The organism is Tolumonas lignilytica, from assembly GCF_000527035.1.
GTDB lineage: Bacteria > Pseudomonadota > Gammaproteobacteria > Enterobacterales > Aeromonadaceae > Tolumonas > Tolumonas lignilytica.
Genome location: NZ_AZUK01000002.1, coordinates 206,811 through 219,623, shown reverse-complemented (window position 1 = coordinate 219,623; position 12,813 = coordinate 206,811). Strand labels below are relative to the sequence as shown.

17 protein-coding genes are annotated in these 12,813 nt (G+C 41.2%); 7 read left to right on the top strand and 10 right to left on the bottom strand.

Annotated features, from left to right (window positions below):
• Positions 1-66: 66 nt before the first annotated feature.
• Positions 67-327 carry a helix-turn-helix domain-containing protein gene (locus H027_RS0116055; protein WP_024873450.1) on the bottom strand — a complete coding sequence of 87 codons (261 nt, stop codon included), beginning with the start codon at positions 325-327 and terminating at the stop codon, positions 67-69.
• Between the two features lie 286 nt (positions 328-613).
• Here H027_RS0116055 and H027_RS0116050 point away from each other — a divergent pair, with 286 nt between their 5' ends.
• On the top strand, positions 614-850 hold the full coding sequence (locus tag H027_RS0116050; RefSeq protein ID WP_024873449.1) for a hypothetical protein: 237 nt from the start codon (positions 614-616) through the stop codon (positions 848-850).
• Entirely contained in the window at positions 843-2,027 is a 1,185-nt protein-coding gene (locus tag H027_RS0116045) for a site-specific integrase (protein WP_024873448.1), read from the top strand. The genes H027_RS0116050 and H027_RS0116045 overlap by 8 nt, the downstream gene beginning before the upstream one ends.
• Here H027_RS0116045 and H027_RS0116040 read toward each other — a convergent pair.
• Positions 2,024-3,186, bottom strand: a protein-coding gene (locus H027_RS0116040) for an IS3 family transposase (protein WP_152536777.1) whose coding sequence is annotated in 2 segments (ribosomal slippage) — positions 2,024-2,928 and positions 2,928-3,186 — 1,164 coding nt in all. Because the reading frame shifts where the segments join, the coding sequence is not laid out codon by codon here. The two genes, H027_RS0116045 and H027_RS0116040, sit on opposite strands and share 4 nt — an antisense overlap.
• A 134-nt stretch (positions 3,187-3,320) precedes the next feature.
• Between H027_RS0116040 and H027_RS18555 the strand changes: the two genes are divergently transcribed.
• On the top strand, positions 3,321-3,755 hold the full coding sequence (locus tag H027_RS18555) for a type II toxin-antitoxin system HicB family antitoxin (protein WP_024873445.1): 435 nt from the start codon (positions 3,321-3,323) through the stop codon (positions 3,753-3,755).
• A gap of 68 nt (positions 3,756-3,823) precedes the next feature.
• Entirely contained in the window at positions 3,824-4,828 is a 1,005-nt protein-coding gene (locus H027_RS0116025; RefSeq protein ID WP_024873444.1) for a hypothetical protein, read from the top strand.
• 53 nt (positions 4,829-4,881) lie between these two features.
• On the opposite strand, the gene H027_RS0116020 is transcribed toward H027_RS0116025, so the two are convergent.
• The 8 genes from H027_RS0116020 to H027_RS0115985 form a co-directional block, all read right to left on the bottom strand.
• Positions 4,882-5,130: a DUF2442 domain-containing protein gene (locus H027_RS0116020; protein WP_024873443.1), complete on the bottom strand. Its 249-nt coding sequence runs from the start codon at positions 5,128-5,130 to the stop codon at positions 4,882-4,884.
• Positions 5,114-5,356: a DUF4160 domain-containing protein gene (locus tag H027_RS0116015; protein ID WP_024873442.1), complete on the bottom strand. Its 243-nt coding sequence runs from the start codon at positions 5,354-5,356 to the stop codon at positions 5,114-5,116. The genes H027_RS0116020 and H027_RS0116015 overlap by 17 nt, the downstream gene beginning before the upstream one ends.
• A gap of 227 nt (positions 5,357-5,583) precedes the next feature.
• Entirely contained in the window at positions 5,584-5,976 is a 393-nt protein-coding gene (locus tag H027_RS0116010) for a hypothetical protein (protein WP_024873441.1), read from the bottom strand.
• 119 nt (positions 5,977-6,095) lie between these two features.
• On the bottom strand, positions 6,096-6,269 hold the full coding sequence (locus tag H027_RS18965; RefSeq protein WP_161632473.1) for a hypothetical protein: 174 nt from the start codon (positions 6,267-6,269) through the stop codon (positions 6,096-6,098).
• Positions 6,270-6,422: 153 nt separating this feature from the next.
• Complete coding sequence (locus H027_RS0116000; protein WP_024873440.1) at positions 6,423-6,692, bottom strand: pyrroline-5-carboxylate reductase family protein; 270 nt, start codon at positions 6,690-6,692, stop codon at positions 6,423-6,425.
• A 42-nt stretch (positions 6,693-6,734) separates the two neighbouring features.
• Positions 6,735-8,213 carry an FAD-binding oxidoreductase gene (locus tag H027_RS0115995; protein WP_024873439.1) on the bottom strand — a complete coding sequence of 493 codons (1,479 nt, stop codon included), beginning with the start codon at positions 8,211-8,213 and terminating at the stop codon, positions 6,735-6,737.
• Positions 8,214-8,357: 144 nt separating this feature from the next.
• The gene (locus H027_RS0115990; RefSeq protein WP_237657988.1) at positions 8,358-9,449 is read right to left on the bottom strand and encodes a pyridoxal phosphate-dependent aminotransferase; all 1,092 of its coding nucleotides are present in this window, start codon (positions 9,447-9,449) and stop codon (positions 8,358-8,360) included.
• A 396-nt stretch (positions 9,450-9,845) separates the two neighbouring features.
• Positions 9,846-10,094, bottom strand: coding sequence for a helix-turn-helix domain-containing protein (locus tag H027_RS0115985; RefSeq protein WP_024873437.1), 249 nt, complete (start codon positions 10,092-10,094; stop codon positions 9,846-9,848).
• A 286-nt stretch (positions 10,095-10,380) separates the two neighbouring features.
• Between H027_RS0115985 and H027_RS0115980 the strand changes: the two genes are divergently transcribed.
• The 3 genes from H027_RS0115980 to H027_RS18550 all read left to right on the top strand — a co-directional run bounded on the left by H027_RS0115980 (position 10,381) and on the right by H027_RS18550 (position 12,659).
• Positions 10,381-10,617 carry a hypothetical protein gene (locus H027_RS0115980; protein WP_024873436.1) on the top strand — a complete coding sequence of 79 codons (237 nt, stop codon included), beginning with the start codon at positions 10,381-10,383 and terminating at the stop codon, positions 10,615-10,617.
• A complete protein-coding gene (locus H027_RS0115975; protein WP_024873435.1) occupies positions 10,610-11,791 on the top strand; it encodes a site-specific integrase in 1,182 nt (393 codons plus the stop codon). The genes H027_RS0115980 and H027_RS0115975 overlap by 8 nt, the downstream gene beginning before the upstream one ends.
• Before the next feature lie 112 nt (positions 11,792-11,903).
• Positions 11,904-12,659, top strand: a complete 756-nt coding sequence (locus tag H027_RS18550; RefSeq protein ID WP_152536776.1) for an HD domain-containing protein — start codon at positions 11,904-11,906, stop codon at positions 12,657-12,659.
• The last annotated feature ends 154 nt before the right edge of the window (positions 12,660-12,813 follow it).

The window sequence follows — 12,813 nt, the reverse complement described above, 5'->3', positions numbered from 1 at the left end:
TCTTTTCTCTCAGACTTAAATTACTGAAAGAAAAAATATTCAAGCACATTGTGTGATATCTCAGAATTATTCTGAACTTTGATCATTCTGGGATTCAATTTGATCATCATCGATGTAAACCATTAAGTCCCCTACTTGGCAACGAAAGTATTTACACAATGAATCAATCGCATTCGTCGTTGTTGAGTGACGCATTATAGGGCTTTGCATTTTTGACAACGAAGTCCGATTCACACCCGTTTTCTCTGAAACCTCTCCCAGCGTGATTTTCCGTTGTTCCCGAAATTCTTTTTCAGCGAGTAATTCTTTTATACGAAACCGGATCATGGTTCTTCATATCCTTTGATTTACGGTCAACGAAACGACTTCGTTAACAATGATATTAGAACATCCCATCTGTGCTTTGAAAGAACAGATGAAATATCTGTGTCACAAAAAGTATATCTTCATTAACAAATAACATCCACCCAACAAAAAGCCCCCATTGAAGCCAATCATGGCAATTCAGAATAAAAAACACGAAAAATTTAAAATTATTCCTTGAAAGAACATTTTTAATATTCTATTGTTGTTTTAAGTCAGATTTATTCTTCCATAGAACAAAGGTGAGCTTATGAGCAGAACTCTTCTTTCGTCGTCGCAGTTAGCTGAGCGTATTAATTTCAGTTCGGCTTACATCAACCATGCACTAAGAGACACTATTTTTTTGCAGGGCCAACATTACATCCGCCCTTTTGGCGGGAGGAAAATCTTCTACATCTGGGAAGAAGTCGAAAAAGAGATGTTTAAGGTTACTGTTCAGCCAATGATGGCTATTCCTATGGCTAAAGGAGGGATTTGCCATGGGTAGTATCAGAGCTCGAAACCAGCAGCTGTTTTTTGATTTCCGCTATCAGGGAGTCCGGTGCCGTGAACAGACATTATTAAAAGACACTAAGATGAACCGCGCTCGGCTCGAAAAAGTTATGTCGGATATAGACAAGGCTATTCATCTAGGACAATTTATATACCGTGATTTTTTCCCTAGTAGTGCGCGTTGCACTGAGTTTGAGGTCATTGATACTCAAACAAAACAGAAACAGGAACAACAGACGGAACATCTGACTTTTGTCTCAAATGTTCCAACCTTCTCTAAATTCAGTTATGAATGGATGTCAGAAAATGAAGTTCATTGGAAACAAAGTCATTTAGCTAATGTTAAATCGATCCTTGAGAACTATCTGCTTCCGACTTTTGGAACAATGCAACTTGATCAGATCACCCGTGCAGATATTCTGAAACTCAGAACGTCGTTAGCAAAAGGAAAAACCGCTAGCCAGCGATCCATTACTAATGACCGAGTGAACCACATTATGACTCCGTTGCGGTGTGTACTTTCTGAGGCAGCTTTACGATTTGATATTGTTAGTCCTTTCCATAATATCAAACCACTCAAGATTGCACGTAGCAATATAGAGCCCTTTTCTCTGACAGAAGTCAGGACTTTTTTGGCGGGTGTAAGGCCCGATTTTCGCAACTATTATGCAGTACGCTTTTTCACCGGAATGCGTACTGCCGAGATTGATGGTTTGCGCTGGAAGTACGTTGATCTTGCAAATCGACAGATCATTGTCGAAGAAACACTGGTCAACGGTCGCCAAGAAACACCAAAAACACAAGCATCTTACCGAGTGATCCAGATTTCTGAACCAGTCTATCAAGCACTGTCTCATCAATATGATGAAACTGGCGATAATGACTTTGTTTTTTGTAATGAGGAAGGAAATCCGCTCGATCACCGGAATGTAACCAAAAGAGTATGGAACCCCACGCTTGCAATGCTTGGACTGAAACGTCGTCGCCCTTATCAGACACGCCACACCACGGCAACGCTTTGGTTAGCAGCAGGCGAAAACCCTGAATGGATAGCTAAACAACTCGGACATAGCACCACCAAAATGCTGTTTGAAGTCTATAGCCGTTATGTGCCCAATCTGACCCGCCAGGATGGCAGTGATCTAGCCCAGCAATATTGGACACACGGTTAAGCTATTTTCTGTTGTTCAAATTCATCTGGGCTTCTGTAATCCAGATAACTGTGTAAACGCTGTCGATTGTAATCAACTTCTATATATTCGAATACGATTTCTCTCATCTGACTTCGGGTTTCAAATCTTTCACCATGGATTGCTTCTACCTTCAGACTATGGAAAAAGCTTTCTGAACAGGCATTATCGTAACAACAGCCTTTTGCACTCATGCTGCACAAAAGTTGGTGGTCACGTAGCAATGTTTGATAATCGTGAGAACAATATTGGCTTCCTCGATCACTATGCACAACAACCCCTTTGGGGTGTTTACGACGGAATAACGCCATCTGTAATGCGTCACAGACTAAGTTTGCCGTCATTCGCTCTGACATCGACCAGCCAATCACTTTACGTGAGTACAAATCAATCACAATTGCCAAATAGAGCCAACCCTCTTCAGTCCATAGGTACGTAATATCTCCGGCCCATTTTTGATTTGGCTGGCTAGCATGGAAGTTCTGCTTCAGCAGATTTTCTGCTATCGGTAAGTTGTGGTTGCTCTGTGTAGTGGCTTTAAATTTACGAGCAGCTTTCGCCCGCAATCCTTGTCTTTTCAAGCTTGCTGCCACCGTTTTACGGTTATAGTGTAGTCCTTGTTTAGACAAGCGTCGGACTAATCGAATTGCGCCACACCTGCTTTTTTCTGCCTGAAATGCGAGCGCTACGTGTTTATCCAGATTTTGCTGCGCTTGTTGTCGTAGATAACGTTTAGTGCTGCCGTTCAGCCAATGATAAAAGCTGCTCCGGGAAACATTCAGAACACGGCACATGGTCGATAAGTAAAATTTGCTTTTATGAGCCAGCATAAAGGCGTACTTCACTTCAGGTGTTTGGCAAAGTACGCTGCGGCCTTTTTTACGATAGCCAGCTCTTCTGCTTGCTCTGCCAGCAAACGCTTGAGTCGGGCATTTTCATCAGCCAAGAGTTGTTCCCGCTCACTGGAAGTTTGTTGCTGACGAAGTTTATTTTTCCAGTAGTAAAGCTGAGACTCCTGGACACCAAGTTGAGTGGCCGCTTTGGCAAAACCAATCCGTTCAGCTAATGCGAGCGCATCTTCTTTATAACTTTGCGAATATTGAGTTCGGGACTTTTTCTGTTCAGTTGCAGTTTTGGTCATGATCCACCTCTATGAGTTATTTTACTCGTTTAATGAGGTGTCCAATAACGCTGGGTCAGATCACTTAAAAAATGGCAACAAAATGATACGCAGGCTGACTAACTGACATTAATTGGGGATACGGGGAGCAAATCATGAAAAACATAGTTTCTCGCTGGACGGCACAAGTGCAACGTGATGAAAATGGTGAATGTATCATCATCTTTCCACCTGAATTTTGTGAGCAAACTGATCAACGCGAGGGGGATTTGTATGATTTTGACGTTGTTGATGGCCGCATCGTGATGACGTTTCTTAAGCATGCAGCCGCTATTCGGCAATACCCTATCGCGATCCTTCCTGGGGATGACCAGACTGCATATAGTGTTTATTTCCCGGATGTTCCAGGGTGTTTTAGTGCCGGTGATTCTCTATCTGAATCTATCAAAAATGCACGAGAAGCCTTGGAACTTCATTTTGAAGCCCTTACTGAATGGCCTGACCCCAGTTGGATCGACGATCATGTCAATAAAGCAGAATTTGTCGGTTGTGTCTGGACTGTAGCCAGGATCCCTGAATACCATGGATGATATTTAGTTGTACCTTTTTTGCTGCTTGTTGGGTGAGTAGCGGTGTCATTATCACAGAGGAAACAGTCATGATTGATGTTTATGTAGACTTGGTATTTTGTAATGACTCCGTACTGCGAGTAAAAAGTTACCATGATGGAAAAGATATCTATTACCCGCTAGTTGATTTGCAATCGTATTATGAAGAAGACGAAAGTTTCATCATTCGCTTCTTTCATCAAAATGTATTTTTTGAGCAAAACACCACATTAGCCAATGTGATCCTCGCTATTGAACCATGGCAGAATATTTTTTCTAAATATACTGACCGGGATGTAAATGCCTACTGTGCTGCATGCAAAAAGCTGTCTGATGCCGAACAAACATTTTCATTTTTAGAGATCTCAAAATCAGCCTCTTTCTCACGGCATTATGACTATCTACCGATGAAAGATGATGAAGATCTGACTGATTTTTTCAACAATAAAAATAATCGGATTAAAACCGACCTGATTGATATAGAAACCAGAACTGCGATGTGCGGTTTTCATCATGGTGACAACGAACATTATTCAGCGAGCCATATCGCGTTTGATAAGATCAAACACACGCCAATCATTGTCGCGAGCCAGCAGAAGAATATCTTTCTTGGCAAAGAGTCCAAAATATTAGCTGAAAATATTCAAGGCTTATTCATCGATAAACGCAACATCACCGCCTGTTACTCGCCTGCAGAACTTTCTTTTTCCGAAGCGATTTATGCCATATTTATTGATGGTTTGTTTTACCACCGGCCAATGACGCAAGAACATCAGGATGCATTTAATCAGGAATTGGAAGAAGCCATGGCTGAATTTGACGAAGAAAAACAGCCTGCATTAAAACTCGTTGATGATACGCATCAGCCGTCAGAATCAACAGAGAAAGAACTCAAGGTGAAAGTTGCACCGGGTGCGTTCGATAGTGTATTTGAATATGAGACGGAAAATGCCAGAGAGTGGGATGCGATTTACGCCCAACTAGCCAATAAATCTAACCTGAAAATAGGCAAAATGGTTCTTTCGGAGCAAGATAAAAGCTTTATGGATCAATAGAATATCAATGCCGCTTTTAGTTTCATTAATGGCGGCATTGCTTTCATTGATAATCAGGCAGCTTGGTGTGGTTGATGAGTAACATCTCCACGTCCAGCAAGTAATCCATCCACAGATATATCTTCGTCCAGATCATCCCAGTGAATACCTCGAGCACTTAATTCAAAATGGGCGCGTTGTTCTGGAGTGGCGTGCATCAATCTGGGAAACCAAGCCAATGGTACTCCAAGTGTACGGGCATCACTCAATGTTACCCACATATTGAATTCATCAAACCGAACATCTTTAGCCGAAATATTCATTCCATGCCTCCATAAACAGCACCTGATTTTGCTCTACTACATCAAATAATTCTTTCAGATCCCGAGCACTAAATCCATCATTTCTAGCTAACTGAATTTCTGGCTGAAGCCAGAATTTAGCCTCAGCCTCTGCATTCCTTACGTGGATATGCATTGGCTCTAATGGATTTCCTTCATTCGAGTAAAAGAAAAATCGGTATCCGTTAAAGCGTAGTATTACTGGCATCCTGTTGTTCCATTTTCATAGCGGTGCATTATTAATGACTTATGGTTTTCACCGTGTTTTGATTACCCAGCCATCTCACTGTAATCGTAAAATTCGCACGGTTGTGATACTGCGCCATCATTACGCCATATTGCTACATCAGACACATATAGCTTGGTTTCAAGCACTTTTACATCTCAAGTGCTTACAATGCAATATTATCTGACAAAACACGATTGATGTTCAGATTAAATAACGGTCTTTAGTTCTGTAGTTGCATTTTTGACTTTATCACCCTCATTGAAAAATATAGACAAAATAGCCAGCAGTTGAAATGCCGAGATAAAGACTCTTTGCCGACGGGGCTTTCCTGATAACCGCGTATTCACCAGCGCAATCTGTAACACGCCAAAAGAGTGATATTTGCTACTGAAATATTGCCTCTCCTGAGGATCCCCCTCTTTCGCATGAAGCCCTTCAATTGAGCATTGTTTTAGCATGGTATGCCAGCGCTGTTTAATTGCAGGTGATTGGGTATCATCCAGAAATAGAGTGAGCTGCAGATGCCTTGCCTTTAAGCCGATCTGATGCAGTAATTCCAGAAAGCGAGATGTTCGCTGGATATTGGGAGAACGGATCATGAACCCTTTACCTGGTACCACATATTTGAGAATGTAACAGGCTTGGCGGATCGTTTCCCAAGAAATCTTTTTCTGGTCCAGAAGAGCGTGTATCTGCGAAAGCAACAGACGTAAAACGATCAGTGAATGCGACTCTTTACGTTTTTTTTGATCATCCTGAGCCCAGCGATAGGGTTTGCAGTCTCAAAAAGCTCTTCGATGATATCATCTGATTTCAGATCAGTGATGCTTACTCGCACAAGCTCTACGCTATCAAAGAGTGTTTCATCAAATCGATAAATCTCATTTCCCATGCCAATCCCCCGCAAAACAAACTCTGCTTTAGATACTTTAGAATTTAGTCTATTTTGTGACCATTTCACATTATTTTAGTGTGATTAAGCGCAAAGATATGAGTCATCACCACTGATAAATAATGATTTTTTTGATATAACATCAACATATAGTTAATTAATGCTGTCTTGACATGGTGTGGGTCGATGGTTCGAATCCTGAGGTCTGACGGCCAGCACGATTATCTTGGCGGTCGAAAGATCGACATCAAGAATATCCGACGTTTGCACACCATAATGGCGATGCAGTAATTGTAAACGCGCACTGTCTATATCACTGACACTAATAGCATTAGCTGCAATCGAATTGCCTTTAATTAATGCTTTAATAATTGCCTCGGCCATCTGGCCGCCACCAATGAAATGGATTTTATCCTGAGACATTATTTTATCCCCTTATGAAATTTTTAATTAGATTGATATTTTTTAGCTTGTAGCGCCTAAAGCTTTCACTATCTGAAGATTTTTATCATCTGATAAATTATTCACTGGAATTATCTTTCCAGGATTAAAAATACCCTGCGGATCAAAAGCACGTTTTAATCGGCGCATGAGATCAAGTTCAATTTGTGTTTTATAAAACAACAATTGATCCACTTTTATTTGTCCGACACCATATTCTGCACAAATGGAACCACCTAGAGAACGAACGCCGTCATGGACAATTTTCGTGATCCTGGCTTGCTCAATTTTAAATTCAGCATCGGTTGTCGAAAACCGCAAAGCAACGTCATAATGCAAATTACCATCGGCCAAATGGCCATATATTAACGATGCAGTATGCGGATAAGCTTTACGTAATTTTTGTTCTGTTATTGCCAGGAATTGTGTGATCTGAGAAACCGGTAGCGAAATATCGTGTCGCACCAAATAACGCTCTGAAATTTGATGAGCCTTCGATATTTCTATATTTCTAATCCGCCAAAACAACTTGGTTTGTTGTTTATTTTTAGCCACTAATGCACTTTTAACGATACCAGCGTTAATTCCCGCATCGATGACAGTCTTGATCAAATCATCGGCATGCCGTTCATTTTCATGATCAGAAAATTCCAGTAACACATACCAATTCGCTTCATTTTTAGGGTCAGAAAATGGCAACTCATCGACTAATCGATTTTTGCGTACAAGCTCCAGATTATTGGCTGAAATCAACTCATACGCTGTCAATCCGGCACCTAGTTTGGGTTTTATATCAGCTAAAAAAGTTACCGCATTTTTTATGGTATCAAATAGCAAAAATGCCAATTTCTGAGCCTGTGGAACCGGATAAAGCTTCAGCACCGCCGCAGTAATGACGCCTAAGGTGCCTTCACTGCCGATATATAAATCACGTAAATCATAACCACTGTTATCTTTACGCAGCCCTTTCAGATTACTCCAGATCTCACCTTCTGCCGTGACCACCTCAAGTCCCAGTGTCAATTCTCGAGCACTGCCATAACGGATGACCTTTGAACCACCCGCATTGGTCGCTAAATTTCCACCGATGCTACAGTGTTTCTCAGCACCAAAGCTGAGAGGAAACAACCGCTGATGCTCAGAAGCTTGCTCATGCACTTCATGTAGCAAACAACCAGCATCCACTGTGATCGTGTCATTTTCCAGATCAATCGCGCGGATGGAATTCATTCTTTCCAATGACAAAACAATATTATTCTCAGAATCATCCGGAATTGCGGCTCCCACAAAACCGGTATTCCCGCCTTGTGGGGTAATTGTAATTTTATGTTTATTGCATAACCGAACTATTGCCGCGACTTCTTCGGTCGATTTTGGCTTTACCACCGAAATAGCATTTCCTATCAGGCGGTGATGTTTATCAACCAGATAGGATAATTTATGTTCCTCTTGCAGAACATTTTCTGCGCCAACGATTCTGGATAACTCTTCAGTAAAAGACATAAATACCCTGAAACTAAATTTCTGATGAAAATCACTGAAGAAATTAAATAATGAAATCATGAAACTGGAAAATGATATTTTTCGATTACTATAGGTATGATTTATATATACTTAAATCAGGAATAGAATCGTATAGTTCATTAATTAGTCATGATCTCGCAACCAAAGTTCACGTAATGCCAATAAATTTTCACCGGCTGCATTTAACGTGTCAGGTCGTTTGGCAAAATGGAACCGAATATAATGATGTACCGGTTCACGGAAAAAGCTTGATCCAGGCACTGCTGCTACTTTAACCACTTTGGCTAACCATTCACAAAAATAAGTGTCGTCATAATCAGTGTTACGAATGAATTCACTTATATCTACTAAAACGTAATATGCTCCTTGTGGCGGGTAATAATTTAATTCTGCTTTATCTAGCCATGATAAGAACAACGTTCTTTTATCCGTATATTCTGTTTCTAAGTTTTTATAATAATCATCAGGTAATGTTAAGCCCGCTACAGCAGCGGCTTGTAATGGTGCAGCAGCACCGACGGTTAAGAAATCATGTACCTTTTTTACGCCATCGATAATTTCAGGTGGTGCGATAACATACCCGAGGCGCCAACCGGTAATTGAATAGGTTTTCGATAATGACGAGCAGGAAATCGTTCGCTCAAACATGCCTGGTAAAGCGGCAAAATAGGTATGGTCATGCGGTGCATAGACAATATGTTCATACACTTCGTCAGTAATAACGAAGGTGTCATATTTTTCAGCGAGATGGGCAATCTGCAATAACTCATCTCTGCTGAATACTTTGCCGCAGGGGTTGGATGGGTTACACAAGATCAGTGCTTTCGGCTTTTGCGCAAATGCCGCCTCTAGCGTTACTAAATCAAACCCAAATGTCGGCGGAAGCAACGGCACAAAGATAGGTTCCGCATCACAGAGTATGCTGTCAGCGCCGTAATTTTCATAAAACGGCGAGAAGACAATGATTTTATCTTTTGGGTTACACACCGTCATCAGCGCAGCCATCATGGCTTCAGTGCTACCACAGGTGACGACGATGTTTTTATCCGGGTCTAGCTCCAACCCCATAAACCGCTGCTGTTTCACCACTAACGCTTTTCTGAAATCGCTCGATCCCCAGGTTACTGCATATTGGTGAGGCCCATTTGCCATTGCTTGATGGCCTGCTTCGATAATTTCAGCCGGAGGATCAAAATCAGGAAAACCTTGTGACAAATTGATAGCATTGTATTGATTCGCAATACGCGTCATACGACGGATGATGGATTCACCAAATCCACGGATACGATCACTGGTTGCAGGCATGTGACATCACTCATGATAGATAGTTATTAAAAACTATCTTAACACCATGATTATCAATGCTTATTCTGAATTCCAGTTATGTTAATTACAAATAAACATAACTATGTTTCTACATTTAAAATCAAATTCACCTTTCCATTTAGAATCAAGATGAGCGCAGAGACGTTTTGAGTAATGAAAAGGAATTGACCAACTGAACTGCTCATTTTCTTCAGGGCTATGGACGTAGGGTGGTATCCCCGCTCTATCTATATAATTGGCGCTACAGATCACGCAACTGACCAATAAATTTGATAACTGAATACCTTAATCAATTTTAGGTTCTACTTGTTCATCATCAACGTAAACCATCAAATCGCCAACTTGGCAACGAAAGTATTTACACAATGAATCAATCGCATTCGTTGTTGTTGAGTGACGCATTATAGGGCTTTGCATTTTTGATAATGAAGTTCGATTTACGCCCGTTTTCTCTGATACCTCACCTAGTGTGATTTTCCGCTGTTCCCTAAATTCTTTTTCAGCCAGCAATTCTTTTATACGAAACCGAATCATAGTTCTCCACATCCTTTGGTTACGGCAGCGAGACTTCTTCAAACAGCAATTCTAAATTACCTATTCTGTGCTGTGAAAGAACAGAGAAAGGCTATGCATCACAAAAAGTATATATTCATTAACAAACAACATCCAGCGACACCATCAACATCATGCTAATTCTCATTTTCACTCCCAATAGAACAAAAAACATGTAAAAACATAAAATATTCCTTGAAAGAACAATTTGGTTGATCTATTGTTGTTTTACACCAGTTTTATTCCCACAAAGAACAAAGAGGGACTTATGAGCAGAACTCTTCTTTCTTCATCACAGTTAGCTGAGCGCATTAATTTCAGCTCGGCATACATAAACCATGCACTAAAAGACACAATTTTTTTGCAAGGCCAACATTACATCCGTCCCTTTGGCGGGAGGAAAATATTCTACATCTGGGAAGAAGTCGAAAAAGAGATGTTTAAGGTTACTGTTCGGCCAATGATGGCTATTCCTATGGCTAAAGGAGGGATCTGCCATGGGTAGTATCAGAGCTAGAAACCAGCAGCTGTTCTTTGATTTCCGCTATCAGGGAGTTCGTTGTCGTGAACAGACATTATTAAAAGACACGAAGATGAACCGCGCTCGGCTCGAGAAAGTTATGTCAGATATAGACAAGGCTATTCATCTAGGACAATTTATATATCGTGATTTTTTTCCCGGTAGTGCGCGCTGTACTGAGTTTGAGCTCATTGATACTCAAACAAAACAGAAACAGGAAAAACAGGAGGAACACCTGACTTTTGTCTCAAATGTTCCAACCTTCTCTAAATTCAGTTATGAATGGATGTCAGAAAATGAGGTTCATTGGAAACAAAGTCATTTAGCCAATGTTAAATCGATCTTTGAGAACTATCTGCTTCCGACTTTTGGAACAATGCAACTTGATCAGATCACCCGTGCAGATATTCTGAAACTCAGAACGTCGTTAGCAAAAGGAAAAACCGCTAGCCAGCGATCCATTACTAATGATCGGGTGAATCACATTATGACTCCGTTGCGGTGTGTACTTTCTGAGGCTGCTTTACGATTTGATATTATTAGCCCTTTCCATAATATCAAACCACTCAAAATTGGACGTAGCAACATAGAACCCTTTTCTCTGACAGAAGTCAGAACTTTTTTGGCTGGTGTAAGACCTGATTTTCGAAATTACTATGCGGTGCGCTTCTTCACCGGTATGCGTACAGCCGAGATTGATGGTTTGCGCTGGAAGTATGTTGATCTTGCAAATCGACAGATCATTGTCGAAGAAACTCTGGTCAACGGCCGCCAAGAGACACCCAAAACACAAGCCTCTTACCGAGTGATCCAGATTTCTGAACCAGTCTATCAAGCACTGTCTCATCAATATGATGAAACTGGCTATAATGACTTTGTTTTTTGTAATGAGGAAGGAAATCCGCTCGATCACCGGAATGTAACCAAAAGAATATGGAACCCTACGCTTGCAATGCTTGGACTGAAACGTCGTCGCCCCTACCAGACACGCCATACCACAGCAACACTTTGGTTAGCGGCAGGTGAAAACCCAGAATGGATAGCAAAACAACTCGGGCACAGCACCACCAAGATGTTGTTTGAGGTATATAGCCGTTATGTGCCTAATCTGACCCGCCAGGATGGCAGTGCTTTTAATTCGCTGATCTCATGTAACTGAGGTAATGAATATGATGACGCTATTATACTGACTGAAAGAAATCGAACGCAGTGGCCATTTACCTATCTGCAGTAGCCACTTGCTGTTTGGTGACAAACCGATCTCTGCCTTCATGACAAGTGCTCTTGCTAATACATTTCCAACTGAAGAAGGGCTTGCTGAAATCAAGCTTGAGATGAATAAACAAGGTTACTTTATCGCCACGAATCTATGTTTCATTGCGCCTGTTATCAATTATGAGCTCTACGCCAAAGCCATCGCCTTACTGGATAAGGGACGACTGCCCTTATTTAGCCGTTTTGTGCGGTTATTGGAGCAAGTGACGGCCCGAGAGTTGATGCCGTTTATTGAATTCTGGAATTCTCATCCAGAACATTTTGAAGCTTACTTAATCATGCCTGCCAGTTACCGTGACCATCATGCCTATCGTCATGGGTTATTTCAGCACAGTGTCGAGGTTGCAGAACTGGCTTATAGCAATGCCATTAATCTTCGTCATTCCTCTATCGAATGTCAGATTGCTCTTTTAGCCGGACTTTTTCACGATATCGGTAAGGTCTACAGCCAAAGCGAAGCCAATATTGAGACGTATCAAACCGGTGCACATGAATGCCTGAATTTTTCATTATTGGCAGAACCATTAAAATTTCTGGCAGCTCAGGATTGGGATGCACACCGTATGTTTTCCAGTATGTTAGCGCCGTATCAGCAGTACCGCAGTGAACAATATGCCGTTGAATCTATCTTCCGGTTTGCCGATCACGCATCCTGTTCCTCTAACAGAACACACGTATTATTTTCCGGAAAGCCCGCCCATTTCAGCTTCTTAAAAAACGGCGACAAAATGATACGCAGGCTGACTAACTAACATGAATTTGGACATTTTTGTGTTAGCGAAATAGCTAAATTAGTTGGATTTGAATTAACTGTAGTATTGCAAAGAGGTTTAATCGCTTGCGCTGTAATACTGGTGTTGATCAATCGAGTATCATTGAAACAGTCGACATCACTATTCATTAGTT